13 protein-coding genes are annotated in these 19531 nt (G+C 55.3%); 10 read left to right on the forward strand and 3 right to left on the reverse strand.

Going from position 1 to position 19531, the window contains the following annotated elements:
* Nucleotides 1-236 precede the first annotated feature (236 nt).
* The gene (locus DWW03_RS06840; RefSeq protein WP_231839942.1) at nt 237-809 is read right to left on the reverse strand and encodes an RNA polymerase sigma-70 factor; all 573 of its coding nucleotides are present in this window, start codon (nt 807-809) and stop codon (nt 237-239) included.
* A gap of 231 nt (nt 810-1040) precedes the next feature.
* Between DWW03_RS06840 and DWW03_RS06845 the strand changes: the two genes are divergently transcribed.
* The 9 genes from DWW03_RS06845 to DWW03_RS06885 all read left to right on the forward strand — a co-directional run bounded on the left by DWW03_RS06845 (nt 1041) and on the right by DWW03_RS06885 (nt 15415).
* Entirely contained in the window at nt 1041-1994 is a 954-nt protein-coding gene (locus DWW03_RS06845; RefSeq protein ID WP_044054601.1) for a FecR family protein, read from the forward strand.
* Between the two features lie 296 nt (nt 1995-2290).
* Complete coding sequence (locus DWW03_RS06850) at nt 2291-5713, forward strand: TonB-dependent receptor (RefSeq protein WP_229028790.1); 3423 nt, start codon at nt 2291-2293, stop codon at nt 5711-5713.
* 11 nt (nt 5714-5724) lie between these two features.
* Nucleotides 5725-7185 carry a RagB/SusD family nutrient uptake outer membrane protein gene (locus DWW03_RS06855; protein ID WP_229095964.1) on the forward strand — a complete coding sequence of 487 codons (1461 nt, stop codon included), beginning with the start codon at nt 5725-5727 and terminating at the stop codon, nt 7183-7185.
* A gap of 120 nt (nt 7186-7305) precedes the next feature.
* A complete protein-coding gene (locus tag DWW03_RS06860) occupies nt 7306-8958 on the forward strand; it encodes a PKD domain-containing protein (RefSeq protein WP_118406546.1) in 1653 nt (550 codons plus the stop codon).
* 77 nt (nt 8959-9035) lie between these two features.
* Complete coding sequence (locus tag DWW03_RS06865; protein ID WP_022061331.1) at nt 9036-10622, forward strand: calcineurin-like phosphoesterase C-terminal domain-containing protein; 1587 nt, start codon at nt 9036-9038, stop codon at nt 10620-10622.
* Between the two features lie 55 nt (nt 10623-10677).
* A complete protein-coding gene (locus tag DWW03_RS06870) occupies nt 10678-12276 on the forward strand; it encodes a sulfatase (RefSeq protein ID WP_259301982.1) in 1599 nt (532 codons plus the stop codon).
* Nucleotides 12277-12286: 10 nt separating this feature from the next.
* Entirely contained in the window at nt 12287-13201 is a 915-nt protein-coding gene (locus tag DWW03_RS06875; RefSeq protein WP_044054887.1) for a glycerophosphodiester phosphodiesterase family protein, read from the forward strand.
* A gap of 4 nt (nt 13202-13205) precedes the next feature.
* Entirely contained in the window at nt 13206-14573 is a 1368-nt protein-coding gene (locus tag DWW03_RS06880) for an MFS transporter (protein ID WP_015547990.1), read from the forward strand.
* 218 nt (nt 14574-14791) lie between these two features.
* Nucleotides 14792-15415 (forward strand): RteC domain-containing protein, encoded by a 624-nt coding sequence (locus tag DWW03_RS06885; RefSeq protein ID WP_229095962.1) that lies wholly within the window; start codon nt 14792-14794, stop codon nt 15413-15415.
* A gap of 385 nt (nt 15416-15800) precedes the next feature.
* Here the strand turns inward: DWW03_RS06885 and DWW03_RS06890 are convergent, their stop codons facing one another.
* Nucleotides 15801-16670, reverse strand: a complete 870-nt coding sequence (locus DWW03_RS06890; protein ID WP_015547988.1) for an HAD-IIA family hydrolase — start codon at nt 16668-16670, stop codon at nt 15801-15803.
* Between the two features lie 4 nt (nt 16671-16674).
* A complete protein-coding gene (locus DWW03_RS06895; RefSeq protein WP_015547987.1) occupies nt 16675-17871 on the reverse strand; it encodes an FN3 domain-containing metallophosphoesterase family protein in 1197 nt (398 codons plus the stop codon).
* Between the two features lie 238 nt (nt 17872-18109).
* Between DWW03_RS06895 and DWW03_RS06900 the strand changes: the two genes are divergently transcribed.
* Entirely contained in the window at nt 18110-19510 is a 1401-nt protein-coding gene (locus DWW03_RS06900) for a sn-glycerol-1-phosphate dehydrogenase (RefSeq protein ID WP_015547986.1), read from the forward strand.
* The last annotated feature ends 21 nt before the right edge of the window (nt 19511-19531 follow it).

The following is a 19531-nucleotide window of genomic DNA, read 5'->3' on the forward strand; positions in this document are numbered from 1 at the left end:
AATGTTTATCTTTAATTATCAATCACTGTAAACCTTTTTCAGGACGGGACAAAGTGGATAAGGATGAAGCCGAGGTGCTCTTCTGGCAGAAGATGTTGGAACCGTTCGACCGATACGGGCGCATGGATGTCAATGCCTACATGGAGAGTTTCATTCGAGTATGATTTCATTTTCAGAGCCAAGTACAGAACTGTTTATTGTGACCCTAATTTCACTTCGGAGGCGGATTCTTTCTATTAGATAAAGATAATCGAGAAAAAGTCTTTCAATGCGCGACGCAACTTGGTAACTGCCTGTTGAAGTTGTTTGTCGACCTTTTTCTGCGGAATGCCAAATTGTTCGGCAATCTCCTTGTAACTCTTTCCCTCCAGCCGCCGGGCCTTGAATATCTGCTGCGTCAGTTCCGGCATTTGTTCGAGTTGGGCCCGGCATATTTCGAGAATTTCGTTCCGGAACAGGATGTCCGGGTCGCAACTCTCGATAGCTCGGGTATAGTAATCCATTGCGCTGCGCTCTTTGAGTTTGATCTGTTCGTATACGGCCTGTCCTATTTGCTGATTCCGGCGATACATCAGGCAATTGTTCCGGATGACTTTATACAGATAGGCTTCGATGTTCGCCCCGTTAATGTTGTCGCGATGTTCCCATACGGCCATGAAACTGTCGTGCACGATATCTTCTGCCGTTTTGGAATCCCGCACATAGCTGTTGGCTATGAGCAGGTATTTCCGCTTGTATTGACGGAATAGCTGCTCGAAAAGTTGCTGTGAGAACGACGAAGCTGTGTCCATAGAGAGTATTCTATACACAAAGATATAATATTTTCCCGGAAGAAATTCTGAAAATAAAATTACGCCCGTACGGACGGAATGCGAAGCGGTTCCGGAAAGCGCGGATCAGAGAAGCCGGAGCATGTGCTTAATTCACACCGTTTCAATGAATTGAACATATTGAAAAAAATATTTTCGTGATTTGTTGTTTGTTCATGGGGGAAAGAGGAGCAGTTATGCATCTTTATTATCAGATAGAGCCCATAAAAGATGAAAGAAGAAATTACAAACGCCCAGTTGTTTCGGTTCTGTGCCGGAGAAACGACAGTCAAAGAGAATGATCGAATTGCCGCCTGGCTGGATGAGAATCCCGAAGAGCATCAGCAACGGCTGAACGACGTGCATTCGATGTACCTTGTAAGCATTTTATGCGACGAATCCGAAGCTAAGCTGCCGACACGACGCTCTGCATGGGCCACTTCTTTCCGTCGGTATGCTGCCGGCATTGCCGCCGCCTTGTTGGTCGGATTTGCAGGCAGCTATGCATTCTTTGCCTTCCGGCTGAACGGCTGGGCCCAACAGCAGACCGTCATCGAGGCTCCGGCGGGCCAGCATGTCCGGATTTCACTCAACGACGGTTCGGAGGTCGATCTGAATTCCGGAAGCCGGCTCATCTACCCTTCGATTTTCAGTGGCAAGGAACGCCGGGTCAAACTCGTCGGTGAAGCCCGGTTCGATGTCAGCCACAACGAAAAACAGCCTTTCATTGTGGAGACCTTCGCCTACGATGTCCGGGTGTTGGGAACCGATTTCAATGTGATTGCCGACGAGGCGAAAGGCCGGTTCTCGACGGCATTGTTCGAAGGCCGTGTGTCCGTCCGCAACCATCGGACCAGCGAGCAGGTCGTCATGGAACCCAATACGGTCGTCCGGCTCGAAAACGGCTACTTGTATGTGGACGAACTTGAGAATTGCGACGAGTATCTATGGACAGAGGGTATTCTGTCGTTCCGGAACGACTCGTTCGATGAGGTCGTTGAGAAACTCAGGAAATATTATGACGTCGAGATTGAAATCCGATGCGCTACGCTTCCGAAAGTGGCCTATGGACGCCTCAAAATCCGCATTTCAGAGGGAATCGAACATGCTTTACGCGTGTTGCAGCTCGCCTCTGATTTTACCTACGAATACGATCACGACCGGAACAGAATTATCATCCAGTGATGGTTTCATAAAGTTTAATACCACCCCCAAACGAAAATTGCCTATGAAGAAATGACCGAACGATCCACCATTGCCTTTCCGGTCGGACGTGAAAAAACCTGCAGGCGGGCAAACACCTGCAGGCCGGAGTCCAATCGGAAAATGATCAACCTTTTCTCAAAATTGAACTTTAATTCAACAAAAGTATGAATAAAAAGATTATTCAGCGAATTAGTTTGTTAATTCTTTTATTCGTTCTGCCCATCGCATATCCCGTAACCGACATTCACGCGCAAGACGTTCGTGTGACTATTCGTATGGAAAAGGTTCGTATGGAGCAGGTTATGAATGAGATTGAGCGTCAGACGAAATATCTTTTCGGAAGCGCCGAGAACGTGGATGTGAAACGTATTGTTACGGTACAGGTCGTGAATCGTCCGCTGCAGGAGGCGCTTGACGCCATGCTCCGGGGAACAAATGTATCCTATACGGTCCAGGGCTCGAACATTGTACTGAAGAACGGACGCTCTGAAGCCGAGGCGAAGAAGCCTGCTGTGATTTCCGGTGTCGTACGCGATGCGGCCGGCAACCCGGTTGTCGGAGCAGCCGTAGTCGTGAAAGGTACGACGATCGGGATCAGCACGGACTCAGAGGGCCGGTTTTCGCTCCAGGTACCCCCCCCCGCTTCGCAGGCCGTTCTGGAAATCAACTATTTGGGGTATGCCCCGGCGGATGTTCGGGTCGGCAGCGCCACTCGCTTCGACATTACGCTCAAAGAGGATAGCCAACAAATCTCGGATGTGCTCGTTGTCGGCTATACGCCCATGCGCAAAAGCGACTTTACGGGCTCGATAGCGAGTGTCAAAGCCAGCGAACTGACGACAACGACGCCCACCATGGCGCAGGCGCTTGCCGGCAAGGTCGCCGGCGTGGAGGTCCGGCAGGCCGACGGCGCGCCGGGTGAGGGCGTGCAGATACGTGTGCGGGGTGTCAACTCGCTCTCGGCTGGCAGCGATCCGCTGTATGTTGTCGACGGTTATCCTGCCTCGGAGGATGTTTACATCAATCCGGGCGATATCGAGAGCATCGACATTCTGAAAGATGCCGCCTCGGCTGCAATCTACGGTTCGCGCGGCGCTTCGGGCGTCGTGCTGATTACAACCAAACGCGGCAAAGAGGGCGAGCGCGCCAAGATCAGCTATGATTTCTCTTATGGTATTCAGCAGCTCGAACGTAAGGTCGATCTGTTGGATGCGAACCAATTCCGGGACCTGTACATTGCTTCGCGCAACGATTCCTATCGCCGGAAAGCGACGGCCGCCGGCATTGCGTGGAGTCCCAACGACGACAATACGATTCGTTCGGCCAAGGGATTTTCGCTCGCCGATGTCGGTATCCACCCCATGTTCTACGATTTTACGACCCGGACGCCTGTCGAACAGCAGTACAATACCGACTGGCAGGACGAGGTGTTCGGCAACGCCGGAATGATGCGCCACAACATTTCGGTGACGGGAGGTTCCAAGGCTATTCGCTACATGGCCAGCGTCGGCTACATGGATCAGGATGGTATTATCGCCCCCTCGAATCACAATCGCATTAATGCCCGTCTGAATCTCGATGCACAGATCACCAAGCACTTTTCGGCCAGCCTGAGCTATTCGATGTACGACGTCAAAAACAAAGTGGTACAGGCGGAAGGGCGTATGATCAATGACGGTGTTATTCAAAGTATGCTCATGTATCTGCCCAACCTGCCGGCCTATGAGGAGAACGGCGATTACGCTCGTAGCGCCATGATCCGGATGGTGACGGACTGGGGCATCAATTTCCCCGAAAATCCGCTCGTCATCGCCAACGAACTGGATATTTCGGAGAAGACTTCGCGCCACAACCTGAACTTCAACCTGGTCTATGAACCATTGCCCGATCTGAAGATCTCGGCGCGACTGGGACAGCAGTGGTACAACTACCGCTATTTCTACTACCGGCCGATGAGCATAGGCCGAAACAGCACGCCCGCCTATGGGCCCGAACTGGCCTCCTACAATATCGCCCGCTCGAGCTCGACCTACGATATCGACCGGCTCGGGGAGTTCACGGCAAGCTACAAGAAACAGCTCGGACGCCATCACGTCGATGCGCTCATCGGCTATACGCTTCAGCGCAAGACCTACGACCGACTCGGTGTCCAGGCTACGGGATTCGCCGACGACCGCATCCACGAGGTGACAGCCCACGGCCCGAAAGATTCGGACGTATCGCTTTATGAAACCCGCAAAGCGGCTTGGTCGATGATGTCCTATCTGGCGCGTCTGAACTATTCGTTCGACGACCGTTACACCGTGACCGGAACGTTCCGCACCGACGGTTCGTCGCGTTTCGGCGTCAATAACCGCTGGGGATATTTCCCGTCGGTATCGGCAGGCTGGACGATCTCGAACGAACCGTTTCTGAAAGATGCGCTCGAAAACATTGCTACGGTCCGTATCCGTGCCAGCTGGGGTAAGAGCGGCAACAACGACATCGGCAATTATTCCAGCATTGCAGGTATCTCGACCGGAAGTTATGCTTTCGGCACGACGGCCGTATCCACTTCCCGTCTCGGCGGGTTTGCCGATTCGGAACTCGGATGGGAAACGACGACGCAGACCAACATAGGTCTGGACCTGGGATTTTTCAACAGCCGGTTGAATGTGATTGCCAACTATTACAACTCCATCTCGACCGACATCCTCTATAACGCACCGATCTCCGCGATTTCCGGGTTCACCTCTTCAACGACCAACATGACCGATGCGAAGATCCGCAACCGTGGTTTCGACCTGCAGGTCGACGCCCGATTGCTGACCGGCAAGGTAAAGTGGAATGTCAGCACGAATATTTCGATCAACCGTAACAAAGTGGTTAGTTTGGGCGGACTGGACGACATTCTCTCCACATCGGAGCGTTCCGTGCAATCGCATATTACCAAAGAAGGCTATCCCATTGGGTCGTTCTACGGCTACAAGGCCGTCGGCATCATGTCGGAACTCGATTACAAGAACGCGCTGAAGGACCGGGAGGTTTATCTGGCCAACGGCAGCAAGTTCCCTGCCGGCTACACGCTGCAAGGGCCTGCCGTACCCAGCTATGCGCTCGACGATCTGTCCTACGGCAATACGATCTGGAAAGACGTGAGCGGCGACGGCGTCATCGACACGAACGACAAAACGATTTTGGGGAACGCTTATCCCGACTTTACGGGCGGCTTCTCGACCAGCCTCTCGTGGAAAGGCTTCGATCTGGGAGCGAGCTTCACTTACTCGTACGGCGGTGAGGTGATCAATTTCCAGGATTACTATCTGTTCAACGTGGAAGGATCGTCGAACCAGTATGCGATTGCCGCCGACCGTTATGTGTCGGATACGAATCCGGGGCGCAACAACGTACCCATCGCCACGCGGATCTCGGTGACGAACCAATCTCTCAAACTCTCTTCGTACTATGTGGAGGACGCCTCTTATTTCCGCTGCTCGAACATTACGTTAGGCTATACGTTGCCCAAACGTCTGCTCCGGAAGATCGGGGTCGAATCGTGCCGGGTATATGTCAGCGGCGACAACCTCTTCACTATTACCGACTACCGCGGTTACAACCCCGAGGTTTCGTACAAGAGCAGCAACCTGATGCCCGGATTCGACTGGGGTTGCTATCCGCTGTCGCGTATCTACTCGGTAGGTTTAAATTTAACGTTTTAATCCGTTCTGTTATGAGAATCAGTCATCTGTTTATTCTTCTTGCAGCGTCGGCTATGCTGACTGCGTGCGATTTTCTCGACGAATATAATCCCAATTCAGTGACAGTCGGCAATTACTATACTTCCGAAGAGGACATTGTCGCATCGCTTAACGGCGTCTACACCTCGCTGACGCAAAGTTATGTTGCCGATAACTATCACTATTTTACCGATGTGCGCGCCAATGCGACCGTCGTAACCAACAGCGGCGCCAACAGCGGCATTCCCTATCAGTTCTACAATTATACGCTTACCGAGGAGAATGTCTATGTTTACAACCGTTATTCGCAGTTGTACAAGATCATTTCGCGCGCCAATACGCTCTTCGCCCATCTGGGGGATGTCAGTTATGCTACTCCTTCGGCCCGCGATACGTATGAAGCCGAAGCCCGGTTCCTGCGCGCTTTGTCTTACTACTGGCTGGTAACCGAGTGGGGTGACGTGCCATTGGTGCTCAAGGTTCTGGAGAGTACGGAAGAGGTTCGGGCCAACAATTACCGCCGCCCGAAGGCCGAAATCTACCAGGCCATTTTCGACGACCTGAAATATGTGACCGAAAGCCCCCTGCTTGATGTGCAACCTGCCTCGGCATGCGGCAAGGTCAGTAAGGCTGCCGCATGGGCACTTTGGGGCAAAGCCTTGTTGCAGCAGGCTTGCGATGAAGATTTCATCGGCTCGAAATCCGAATTGCTCGGACAGGCGATCGGGAAACTGACTGCTGCCTGGGATCTGCGCAAGTTCGGCGAACTCTCGTCGGTTTCCTATTCCTCCGTCTGGGACCTCTCTACGCAGAAGTCGTGTGCGGAAAATCTTTTCCAGGTCAACTATATTCAGGGGAACGCCGACCTGGGATCGGTGTGGAATTATATGTACGGTCCTGAGGGAGCGGGCGTCACCTCGCAGAGAAAAGGCGAGATGCAGAACGTCACGATACAGGCTGTCTATGATTCATTCGAGCCGGGCGATGTCCGCCGCTCTTTCCTGCGGGCAACGAACAAGGCGGGGCAGACTTACTATCACACCATGAAGTATGCCGATCTGGAATGCGGCGCCAACGGGTATGGAGGCAACAACTGGATTGTGCTGCGTTATGCCGATGTGGCGCTGATGCTGGCTGAAGCCTATTATTGGTCGAAAGAGGAAACATTGGCGAAAACCTGGCTGAACAAGGTGCGTGAGCGTGCCGGGCTGGGCGATTGGTCGGGGAGCGACCTGCGTCAGGGCATCTACGATGAACGCCTGCACGAATTCATGCAGGAGGGGCTCCGCTGGCAGGATTTGCTGCGTATGTACGATCGTATGGAGATGCTGGAGCACTTCAGCGCGATCAATTCCAATTTTTCGTTGAAAGACTTGTTACTGCCTATTCCCTACAACGAACGGATTCTCAATCCCGAAGGCCTTTATCAGAATCCGGGATACGGAAGCAATTAAACGGTTCGGGACATGAAAAGATTCTCGTTAATTCTTCAGGCATTCCTGCTCGGTTGCACGGGTATCCGTCGTAGAGAGGCAACCCGTTAGACATTTGAAAAATTTTAACAGACTGAAACCATGAAAAGAATCATATCGTTGCTATGCGTCGCATGTTTGGTTTTGATAACCGCATGTTCCGACGACAAAGAGGTGGGGCCGATTTTCGATTCGGTCCTTACCCCCGATTTCACGTTCGATGACGGCGCAGAGATTATCGCCGGCGTCGATGCCGTACAGTTTACCGACAATTCAACGGCCAAAGGCACGGAGATCAGCGGCTATTTCTGGCATTTCGGATTCGCCGGACTGGGAAACTGGTCGGAAGAGGCTGCTCCGGACCCTGTCATGTACAAGGAGGCCGGCGAATATGTCGTTACGCTGACGGTCTACGGCGCCGACGGCAACAGCAGCTCGACCAAACGGACCATTGTCGTCAAGGCCGCCAATCTGGCGCCCTCGGCATCCTTCACGTATACTCCGGAAACGGTGGTTGTGGATACCGAAGTAACCTTTACCGACACATCGGTCGATTCCGATGGCGAGATCGTCGCCCGCCGGTGGACCCTTCCCGATAATACGACCTCTACCGAAGCTTCGGTCAAATATACCTTCACGAAGGGCGGCACGTTCGATGTGACGCTTCAGGTGACTGATGACCGGGGTGCAAGCAGCGAGGTTTCGAAGAAAATCTTCGTAGCAGGCGACGAGGGCATCGGCTCCGGCAGCGAGAGCGACCCGTGGCAGATTGCCACCGCCGACCGATGGAACGAGATCGCGCAGTCGATCAACGGCACCCAGCCGGGCGATTATAAAGCCGGGGACTACTATCTGGTGACGAACGATATCGATTTCAGCGGTAAGAACTTCATCGCATGGGACTGCTTCTCCGGTCAGCTCACCGGCAACGGCAACTCGCTGAAGGGCATTACGGCGACCCGCACGGTTGCGGAGGCCGACATCGACGCGGATGCTGCCATCTTCGGCGTCATCCGCATTAATTCGGGTACGGTCAAGGATCTCAAAATCGAAGCTACCCTCACCTCGAACGGCAACCGGATCGGCGGCATGACCGGGCGCAACAACGGAACGCTCGACGGCGTATACTTCGTGAAAGGCACGCTCACGGGTGTGAAGCGTGTCGGCGGCATTGCGGGCGAAAACAACTCGGTTATCGTCAACTGCGCAGTGTTGGGCGGCAACATCTCGTCATCGGGCGAGAATGCCGGCGGCATCACGGGCGGCAACACCAATGCAAAAGCCTTCGTCATCAACTGTTACAGCTGGATGGAGTCGCTCGTTTCATCGGGGCCCAATACCGGCGGCATCATCGGTTACGGTGGCAGTGACTCGTTTGCCGTCAACTGCTATACGACAACGGCGACCGTTGTCTCCGGGGGCATGTACGGCGGAGCTGTCGGATACGTCAAGAAGAGCAACCTGCAGAACATCTACGGCAATTCAGCGGTCGGCGTCGCTGTGGGAAGAGCGAAAAACACCGGCAGCAATGTTCCTTCGGTATGGCCGACGCAGACTTCCAGAGCCCTCTCGCTCGGAGAGATGATGTCGGGCAGCGTGAGCGTACCCTCGAATAACACGGAGTACGGCAGCTTCGTCGAGGCGTTGAATGCCGGCGTGGATATTTTCAACAGTGCGACGTTCAGCCAGAAACCCGAAGGCGTGGTACTCCGCCGTTGGAAGAGTTCGGGCACCTACCCGGTTCTGGCGGACTAACCCTTCATTCATGTTTGTAAAACGGCCCTGGAGGGTGATCTTTCGGGGCCGTTTTTATCCATTTAAAATTGAAACCAATGAACAAGCGTATTTTTATTTTTCTATTCATTATCGGGGCGTTATGTCTGTGCGGTTGTGCGGACGACTTCGCCACAAAAATCAATTTGGACGGAAATTCGTCCGAGGGAGAATTTAACAGCGAGGCCGCGCTCTATGGTACGGTTCAGGACAACTACGGCAAACCGATAGCGGGCGTACTTGTCAGTGACGGCATGCAGACTACTGAAACCGATGCGAAAGGCAATTGGCAGTTGTTCAGCGACCTGAAGCTTCGTCGGTTCGTGTTCGTCACGATTCCGGCCGGTTATGAAGTTCCGTCGAAGAACGGAATTCCCCAGTTCTGGCAGCGGATTCCCGAAAACGAGAAGCAATTCAAGGCCGATTTTACGTTGATGAAGCGCGCCGGCTCGGGCGATCGGTATACGATTTTGATGACGGCCGATCCGCAGATCCGCGCCAAGACCGCGGGAACGGACAAATACATGTTCCATTCGATCGACATTTACGAGGACATGTGCAAAGACATGAAGGAGCTCGCCGCGACGATCACCGACCGTCCGGTATACAGCATTTGCCTGGGCGACATGGTGCACAACAACATGAGTTTGTGGGAAGACTATTGCGAGGGCCTCAAGGATTTTTCGTTCCCGGTGTTTCATGTGATCGGCAACCATGACCACATTCAGAATGCTGCGAGCGACGATTTGGCCGTGGCGGAATATGAAAAATACCTCGGGCCGACGAATTATGCCGTCGATCTGGGACAAGTTCACTACATTTTCCTCGACAATATCGAAATGGCGGATAATTCCGCACTCACGGCCAGCGCCACGGGCGCCTACAAGAACGGGCTTTCCGAAGAGGCTGTCGAATGGCTGTGCGGTCATCTGTCGCATGTCGACAAAAACAAGATCCTCATGGTTTGCGGACACACCTCGTTTTACAAGAAGATCGGTTACGATCCGTCGGTGTCGGACCTGAATGCATCCGTCTATACGGGATTGTTCTCCGCCTACAAATTCGTGCATTCATGGGCGGGGCACAACCACGATTATTATAACTATGCCTATGCCGCCGAGGAGACCAGTCCGAAATACCCCAATGTCGAGTCGCATATCCTGGGACGTTCGACCGGTATGTTGGGACTCAATGCGTCCGTTACGTCCGACGGCGGCCCGCGGGGTTATCTGGTGATCGATGTCGACGGCGAGAACATCACGTGGAAATTCAAGGCCTGCGGTTATGAGGAGGGCAAAAAGCTGGAAAACCTACCTGCCGACTGGCAGCTCCGTGCTTATGCGCCTAACGAGCAGGGCTGGTACACTTCCGGGAAAGTTTATGTCAACGTCTGGAACTACGACGCCCACTGGGGGCCCGTTTACTATTCGGATAGCGGTAAAACGAAGGTGGCGATGAGCAAGGACAAGACCCACGACGGTTACGCCAATTCACTCTACGAGCAGTATAAGGATCAGTATACGGTATTGGCATACACCACGACACCCCATATGTTCAGTATCGAACCGTCGGAAGGTGCCACTTCGGCGACGATCGAGACAACCGACCGGTTCGGCAACCGTTATACTGCCAGTGTAAGTTGGTAACCCCTCTCCTGCGTTCCGGGCCGCCGGGGATTTTACAATAGACAATGTGTGATCTATGAGATGTGATTTTGTATTTTGGGGAGCCGCCGCATTGGGCGGATTGGTCCCTGTTCACGGGCAGGATAATACGATGCGCCGTCCGAATATTCTGTTCTGCATCGCCGACGATGCCGCATGGCTTCATTTCGGGGCTTATGGCTGCCAATGGGTCTCGACGCCGGTTTTCGACAGTGTGGCCGCACGGGGTGTGCTGTTCGAGAATTGTTACACTCCGAATGCGAAATCGGCGCCTTCGCGTGCGTCGCTGCTCACGGGACGCTACTCGTGGCAGTTGGGCGAGGCGGGTAATCACATCTGTCATTTTCCCGAGGATGCCGGGGTCTTCACCGAGGCGCTCGAAGAGGCTGGGTACGACGTGGCCTTTACCGGCAAGGGCTGGGCTCCGGGCAATCCCGGCATGAAGAACGGCCGTAGACGGCAGTTGACGGGTGAAGCGTGGCAGAATCGGAAACTGACGCCTCCGACATCCGAGATGCTCGCCACGGACTATGCGGCGAATTTTTCCGACTTCCTCTCCTCGCGTGAGGATGCGTCGCGGCCGTGGTTCTTCTGGTTCGGCTGTCGCGAGCCGCACCGCCGCTATGAATACGGCAGCGGAGCGGCCAAAGGCGGACGGACGACCGGAGAGATCGATCGTGTTCCGGCTTTCTGGCCCGACAACGAGACGGTGCGTAACGACATGCTGGACTACGGGTTCGAGATCGAACATTATGACCGGCAGTTGGGGCTGATGCTGGCCCGGCTGGAAGAACTCGGGGAGTTGGACAACACGCTTGTCATTGTCACGTCGGATAACGGAATGCCGTTCCCGCGTGCCAAAGGGACGCAGTACGAGTATGCTCATCACATGCCTTTGGCCATGATGTGGCCGCAAGGAGTGAATAGTCCCGGACGCCGGGAGGCGGTTTACGTCTCGTTCGTGGACATCGCACCGACCATTCTGGAGATTGCCGGAACGGACCCTTCGGCGGCCGGGATGGCACCGCTTCCGGGCGGGAGCCTCGTGCCGCTGTTGCGGAATGAACCGGACCCTTGTGCAGCGTTGCGCGAACGGGCGTTGCTGGGCCGCGAGCGGCACGACAACGGACGCCCCGGTGACCAGGGTTATCCGATCCGGGGGATTGTACGGGGCGGTTGGCTCTATCTGTGCAACCTCAAACCGTGGCTGCTGCCCGGCGGCAATCCGGAAACGGGCTACCGCGACATCGACAGTTCCCCGACGAAAACAGCCATTCTGCAATTGCGGCGCAGCGGGCAGGATCGTCGTTATTATGACCTGTCGATGGGACAGCGTCCGGCGGAGGAGTTGTACCATGTCGAAACGGACCGCGAATGCCTCGCCAACCGGATCGGGGACGTTTCATGCCGGATTCTGGCAGATTCACTGCGGGCCGAGCTTTTCCGGACGCTGCGCGGGCAGGGCGATCCGCGGATGACGGGCGACGGCGACGTATTCGATCGCTATCCCTACGACAAGCCGGGAAAGGACAGCGTTTACGAACGGACCGTCAGTGGGGAGATCATTCCGTGGGAACAGTCGAACTGGGTGCTTCCGACCGATTACGAACAATACGAAACAGTAAAAAACAACTAACCCGAATATGATGATAAGATTATTGATTTTTCTTGCATCCCTTTTCCTGTTTGGTGCTTGTGCGAGTTCCGAATCCGTTTCCGGCACCCGTGCCGAACGGGTTGTTTCAGAGATTCACGACCCCGCCTCGAAAAAGGTGCTGGTCGCCTCCCATCGGGGCGACTGGCGCAACTATCCTGAAAATTCACTCCCTGCCATCCGCAGCGCTATCGAAATGGGAGTCGACATTGTAGAAATAGATTTGGCGCTGACCTCGGACAGCGTGCTGGTACTCTGTCACGACCGCACCATCGACCGGACGACTTCGGGCAGGGGACTTATTGCGGAAATTACTTATGATTCCATTCGGCGGGTGAATTTGCGTGCGGGGCAGAATGCGGTCACACATTGGAAAGTACCCACGCTCGAAGAGGTGCTCATATTATGCAAAGACAAAATTGTCGTCAATATCGACAAAGGATTTCAATATTACGGGTTGATACATCCGTTGCTTGAAAAATACGGCATGCTGGAACAGGTGCTCATCAAAAGCAATGTCACCGCCGACCGTGCCGCCGCGACTTTCTCGAAATATGACGACAATTGTCTTTTTATGCCCATTGTAAACTTCGGGAAGAAATCGTACCGAAAAATTCTCGAAAGCTATGAACGACTGAAATATCCATTGCTGGCTTACGAAATCTGCTGGTCGGAATACACGCCCGAGGTCGAGACCTGCATGCGCGAAGTCATCGCCGGCGGCTCGAAACTGTGGGTGAACTCCCTGTGGCCCTCCCTGAACGGCGGGCTTTGCGACGATGCCGCGGTAGAGGGCGACCCGGCCGAGGTGTACGGGAAACTGGTCGATATGGGCGCCACCATGATCCAGACCGACCGCCCCGAACTGCTGATCTCCTACCTCCGCTCGCGCGGACTGCACGACTGACGCCATGAGCCGTATTACGGAATTCTACCGCATCAGTCCTGCGGCTCCTGCCCGGGAGCAGGACGAAGCATCGCGCGACAAGTACTACCGCCGCCTGCGCCTGCAGGCATTCGTCGCCGCAACGCTCGGATACAGCCTCTACTACGTCTGCCGCACCAGTCTCAACGTCATGAAGAAACCCATTCTCGACAGCGGGTCCTTGGACGCATCGCAGTTGGGAGTCATCGGCTCGGCACTCCTCTTCGCCTATGCCATCGGCAAGTTCGTCAACGGATTCATCGCCGACTACTGCAACATCAAGCGCTTCATGGCCACGGGACTCATCGTCTCGGCCGCGGCCAACGCCCTGATGGGGCTCATGGGGCTCGCACATTCCGTAGTCCCGACAGCCGTGATATTCGTTGCATTCGCCGTGATGTGGGGTCTGAACGGGTGGGCGCAGTCCATGGGAGCGCCTCCGGCCATCATATCCCTCTCCCGCTGGTATCCCCTCAAGGAGCGCGGGACCTACTACGGGTTCTTCTCCGCAAGCCACAACCTCGGGGAGTTCTTCTCATTCCTTTTCGTAGGCTCCATCGTCTCCTTTGCGGGTTGGCAGGCCGGGTTCTTCGGATCGGCCGTGGCAGGGGCCATCGGCGTGGTGCTGGTACTCTGCTGGCTCCACGACACGCCGGAGTCGAAAGGACTCCCGCCGGTAGAGGCGCTGGCCCATGAAAAACCCGTCCCCGGAGCGGAGAAGTCCGTCAAAGAGATTCAGAAGCAGGTGCTCCGCACCCCGGCGGTATGGGTGCTGGCGGCGGCAAGCGCGTTCATGTACATATCCCGCTATGCCATAAACGGCTGGGGAGTGCTGTTCCTGCAAGAGGCCAAGGGATTCTCGGATGTAGAGGCGATTTCCGTAGTCTCGATAAACGCACTGCTGGGAATACTCGGAACCGTGCTCTCGGGATGGTTCTCGGACAAACTCTTCAAGGGAGACCGAAAGATACCCGCCCTGCTGTTCGGCATACTGAACTCCCTGGCCCTGGCACTGTTCCTGTACGGAGGAAATGCCATGTGGGTGAACGTCCTCTCGATGGTGCTGTTCGGAATAGCAATCGGCGTGCTGATCTGCTTCCTCGGAGGATTGATGGCTGTGGACATCGTGCCGCGAAAGGCCACGGGTGCCGCGCTGGGGGTCGTGGGAATAGCAAGCTACATCGCGGCGGGCATTCAGGACGTAGCATCGGGATGGCTTATCGACAGGCACATCACCGTAGCCGCCGACGGCGCGAAGCACTACGATTTCGGGCCCGTGGCACTATTCTGGATTGCGGCGTCAGTAATATCATTTCTGCTCCCGCTATTAAACCGGAAAAAAGATAAAGGCTAACTATTGAAACTATGACTTACAACCGAACTTAGAGCATCAGATACAATCCTATATGAAATAATATCAGGAAATGGAGCATTATCCTATCTGCAAGCCCTGGGACTTCTTGAAGTTCCGGGGCTTGTCGTTTCCGAATATCAAAAGATCCGAGGACCTCCTACGGATTTGCAAAGTAATGTAATAAACAAATTATATTGAAATTCAAAAAACAGATAGCCATGTTACGAAATACCCGATCTTTTGAAAAGAATAGTTTTATCCGTTTTCTGCGTCTTTCGCAAGTACGTTCTCTCTTTGCTTCGGAATACGAACAAGCACAAACAGCATACGAACGTTATATCAACTGTATTCAGCGGTTGTTCCGACCCGGAAAATTATCTCCTGCGGATACACTTCATATGATGGCAAAGTTAAAAATAAAGTTGATAGCAATCCAAGAAGAACCGGTAAAAGTGGCTCCGGAAATGGAATCGTTACTTCGGGCAGCCATTGCATTGACAAATTTCGAAATAAAAATGGTCTGGTTGAAAGTAAGCCATCCTGCGGTCATGGACTGTAGTAAGAAAGTCGCATTGCCGAAGTCTCCGATTTATTTGGCAGAACAATTTACGCCCACAGATCTTATGGAAATAGTAACTTCGATGCAGGGACTCGGAGTCGGACGATGTCTCGATGGTTCACAGGCTTCTTTGGATATGTTCGTAGAAAGTTTCTCGTGGATGTTCAATGTTCGGATAAACAATCCCAATCAGTGTAAGCATGCAATACTGAACCGAAAACTGCGGTTGACTCGTTTTTTGGACTTATTGAGAGGATATCTCATTGAAAGAAGCCAACAATGATAATCGGCAGCCCTCACTTAAGGGCTGTTTCCAATTCTGGAGAATATAATTTTATAGAATACAAAAAAGAAATTTGTTATACCTTTATCGTTTTCGACAATTTGCCTATTTTGAGAATTTTTCATATCTTGCGAGAGGTTATTTGAAATGCGGTATTTGAGCGCAAGTCGCTGAAAATAAGCCGTTGTCTTTTCGTTACCTATTCTCCTGTACAAAGATGTAACGACTCGATAAATCAAGTCGTTACATCTTTATAAACCCACACCGATGATTATTCGGTATTTTCCGATAGCGCTATTGTCGTAGCTTATCAGGCGTTTCTGTTTGCCCCTCTCCGGGCGGCGGATCGGAGGCGGGACGTCCGGTCGTGGAGTTCCGGCTGTTGTTATTCGTGCGCTTCGCGGATTAGTTCGCCCAGCACTTCGATGCTGTCGGCCGTGATATGGGGCTGCGGGTCGGCCTTGTCGGCCACGTCGAGCGTCGTTTCGCCCGAGAGCACCAGCACGCCCATCGCCCCGGCGTTGTGGGCCATCTGGACGTCGGTGTAGATGCGGTCGCCGACCATGGCGATCTCGTAGGGCTGCAACCCGTGGCGCGAGAGGATGCCCGAAAGCATGTTCGGGTCGGGCTTGCCCAACGTGATGTCGGGGCGGCGTCCCGTGGCGTGTTCGAGGCAGGCGCAGATCGAGCCGCAGTCGACCAATACGGTCGGCTGATCGGTGGGGCACACCCGGTCGGGGTTGGTGGCGATATAAGGCACTCCTTGTTTGATCCACCAGGCCGCGCGGCAGAGCCGTTCGTAGCGGAGCGTCATGTCGAACGCCGCCACGATCACGTCGGGCACGTCGTCGGCCGAGTCGGCGCACGACTCGAAGCCCGCAGCCTCGAATTCCGAGATCATCGACGGCGTGCCGAGCAGGAACAGCCGCTTGGCCGCAGGGTGATGGGTCTTGATGTAGTCGATCGTGGCCAGCGCCGTGGTGTACATCTCGTCGCGCGAAGCCCTGATGCCCAGCGTGTCGAGTTTATGGAGGTAGTCCGCGATGCTTTTCGACGGGTTGTTCGTCAGGAACGAGTAGCCGATCCCCTGTTCCTTGAGTCCGTGCAGGAAGGCCTGCGTGTAGGGGAACAGCGACATCCCCATGTAGATCGTGCCGTCCATGTCGAGCGCCACGTGGCGGATGCGGCGCAGGCGTTCCATCAGTTCGGCGTGCTCCCAGACGGAGCGGTACTTGTGAAAGGGTTTGTTTTCCATGTCGTTATTTGTTCTTTTTGTCGATGCGGTGTTGTTTGATCACGGCGCCCGCGGTGTTGACCACCTTCAGGTCGATGCCCTTCGCGTCGGCCGACACGCGGAGGCAGTCGTTGTTCGAGTTGACGAGGATCGGGAAGTCGACCCCGCGGCTGCCGTCGTCGATCCAGTGGTAGCGGTGGTAGTGGCCGCAGAGCATCAGGTCGATGCCTTTGCCGGCGAGTTCGGGTATGAACAGCCTGCGGATCTGCTGCTCGCCGTACCAGCTGTCCTCCTTGCCCGGGATCATGTGCATCAGCACGATGCGCACGGGGGCCGCCCGGAATTCGTCGCTGTTGACGACGCCTTTCAGCCATTCCGCCTGCTGCCGGCGGTATTCGTTCCAGTCGCCCATGCCGTAATAGCGGGGATCGTTGTCGGGCTTGTCTTCACAGCCGTCGAGCACGATGAAGAAGGCCGGGCCGCGGCGAAACGTGTAGTAGGTTTCGCCGGTCGGTGTGGGGAAATAGTCGAGCCAGTGCTGTGCATAGGCGCCGCGGTTCTCGTGGTTGCCGCGCGTCACGGCGAGGGGGATGCCCGCGGGCGTGAGTATCTTCGATGCCGACCCGAGGCAGGCGTCCCAGAGCGTCTGCTCGGTCTCGGTCTGGCTGGCCAGGTCGCCGTTCAGGCAGACGAAGTCCGGCTGGGCTTCGGGGGCCTCCTTGATCAGCAGCTGGAAAACGGAGTCGCGGGCGTGGATGTCGTTGACCATCCAGAAATCGACCTTTTCCTGTGCAGGGTCGAGGGTTCTGATGGTGTAGGGCTTGCGCCGGTACACTTCGCTGCCGTCCCCGTCGTCGAGGATGACGCGCCGGTTGCCCTCGTTCAGGACGATTCCCCGCTGCATGATGCGGTAGCGGTAGGTCGTGCCGGGTTGGAGCCCTTCGATCCGCACCCGGTGCATGCGTCCGACGCGGCAAAGTCCGAGATGCGAGTCGTAATACCTGGGCCGTTCGGCCGAGTAGAAGTGCGATCCGTCCATCGGGGCGAGTTCGACCCAGCCGATGGCGTCGGCCTTTGCGTCCCAGACGACCGTGAAGCCGTCTTCGGTGACATTCAGTACATAGGGTCCGTGTGCGATGCGTACCGTAGGCGGCACGGCGGTTTGGGCGAGGGCGGCGGCCGTCAGCAGGAGCGCGCCCAGCAGCAGGGTAAGTCGTTTCATGGTGAAAGTTGTATCGGTTCGAAATCCAAAGGTATGTTTTTATTTTCTTTTATCCAATTTTTCGTTTTATTAATCCGAAAAGAAATAAAATGCATTGTGAAAGGAAAATTTTTTCGTCGCTTTTGGCTGTCGAAAGGAAAATAATATCTATATTTGCCTTTGTTTTGGGAAACCCGGGAGCTTTCCTGCGGGTTTCGTTTGTGAAAAATTGGAAACGGTAAAATCAAGCAGATATTCTATGAATAAGGTAGAGAGCGCCCTTCAGCGCACGACCGACACCAAAGCGCTGGTGATCGGCGTCGGAACCCTTCCGCGGACGGCGGAGATGTTCAACGAGTTGTTTCCCGGCTGCCGCGCCGTCGTGGTCGCCGACACCAATACGTGGCGCGTCGCCGGCGGCGAGGTGCACCGCATCCTCGCCGATGCGGGGATCGGGCAGGACGAACCGCACGTGTTCGCCGATCCGAAACTCTACGCCGAATGGTCGTTCGTCGAGGAGCTGGACGGTGTGCTGGCTGCGACCGATGCCGTTCCCGTGGCCGTCGGTTCGGGCGTGATCAACGACCTGACCAAACTCTGCTCCCACCACAACGGCCGCCGTTACATGGTGGTCGGCACGGCGGCTTCGATGGATGGTTACACGGCCTACGGAGCCTCGATCACCAAGGACGGCAACAAGCAGACCTTCGACTGTCCTGCGCCGCTGGGCATGGTTCTCGATCCGTCGATTTCGGCGGCTGCGCCCGCCAGAATGTCGGCTTCGGGCTACGCCGACCTGATCGCCAAGATCCCTGCCGGGGCCGACTGGATGCTTTCCGACGCCGTGGGGTCGGAGCCGATGGACGATTTCGCCTTCGGATTGGTGCAGGACGGGCTGAAAGAGGCTCTGTCCGATCCCGCAGGCGTGCATGCGGGCAATGTGGAGAAGGTCGAACAGCTGGCCGAAGGGCTGCTGTTGAGCGGTTTCGCCATGCAGGCCACGCAGTCGAGCCGCCCGGCTTCGGGCGCCGAACACCAGTTCAGCCATCTGTGGGACATGGAGCACCTGAAATACAACGGCGCTTCGGTGTCGCACGGCTTCAAGGTCGGTATCGGCACGCTGGCCTCGACGGCCTTTCTCGAAATGCTGCTCGACGCCCCCGTGGAGCAGCTGGACATCGAGAGGTGCGTCGCTGCGTGGAAATCGTGGGACGAGACCGAGCGGGACATCCGGGCCATTTTTAACGACGATCCCGAATTCGTGGCCCGCGGCCTGAAGGAGACCCGCGACAAATATGTCGACAGGGAGGGGCTGCGCGACCAGCTCACGCGGCTCAAAAAGGCGTGGCCCGAACTGCGCGAACGCATCCGCCGGCAGATCATTCCTTTCGACGAGGTGCGCCGCCGCCTGGAACTCGTCGGGGCGCCTTATGAGCCCGAACAGATCGGCGTTTCGCGCACCCGTTTCCGCGAGGCGTTCGGGAAGATTCCCTACATGCGCAGCCGCTATACGGTCATCGACACCGCCTTCCGCTGCGGCTGGATGGAGGAGTGGCTCGACCGGCTGTTCGGCAAGGGCGGCGTCTGGGAGGTCGGAAGCCCTGCGCCGGGTTCTGGCGAACCGGCTCGCTCCGCCGCGGCTCCGGTCCCGGGCGCATAGAGCCGTGTGCGGCTTCCGGGC

This window comes from Alistipes sp. AF14-19 (assembly GCF_003461645.1).
Classification (GTDB): Bacteria; Bacteroidota; Bacteroidia; order Bacteroidales; family Rikenellaceae; genus Alistipes; species Alistipes shahii.

Coding starts and splice junctions, on each gene's coding strand:
- DWW03_RS06845 (WP_044054601.1), top strand. CDS start 1,041: ATGAAAGAAGAAATTACAAACGCCCAGTTGTTTCGGTTCTGTGCCGGA.
- DWW03_RS06850 (WP_229028790.1), top strand. CDS start 2,291: ATGGAAAAGGTTCGTATGGAGCAGGTTATGAATGAGATTGAGCGTCAG.
- DWW03_RS06855 (WP_229095964.1), top strand. CDS start 5,725: ATGAGAATCAGTCATCTGTTTATTCTTCTTGCAGCGTCGGCTATGCTG.
- DWW03_RS06860 (WP_118406546.1), top strand. CDS start 7,306: ATGAAAAGAATCATATCGTTGCTATGCGTCGCATGTTTGGTTTTGATA.
- DWW03_RS06865 (WP_022061331.1), top strand. CDS start 9,036: ATGAACAAGCGTATTTTTATTTTTCTATTCATTATCGGGGCGTTATGT.
- DWW03_RS06870 (WP_259301982.1), top strand. CDS start 10,678: ATGAGATGTGATTTTGTATTTTGGGGAGCCGCCGCATTGGGCGGATTG.
- DWW03_RS06875 (WP_044054887.1), top strand. CDS start 12,287: ATGATAAGATTATTGATTTTTCTTGCATCCCTTTTCCTGTTTGGTGCT.
- DWW03_RS06880 (WP_015547990.1), top strand. CDS start 13,206: ATGAGCCGTATTACGGAATTCTACCGCATCAGTCCTGCGGCTCCTGCC.
- DWW03_RS06885 (WP_229095962.1), top strand. CDS start 14,792: ATGTTACGAAATACCCGATCTTTTGAAAAGAATAGTTTTATCCGTTTT.
- DWW03_RS06890 (WP_015547988.1), bottom strand. CDS start 16,670: ATGGAAAACAAACCCTTTCACAAGTACCGCTCCGTCTGGGAGCACGCC.
- DWW03_RS06895 (WP_015547987.1), bottom strand. CDS start 17,871: ATGAAACGACTTACCCTGCTGCTGGGCGCGCTCCTGCTGACGGCCGCC.
- DWW03_RS06900 (WP_015547986.1), top strand. CDS start 18,110: ATGAATAAGGTAGAGAGCGCCCTTCAGCGCACGACCGACACCAAAGCG.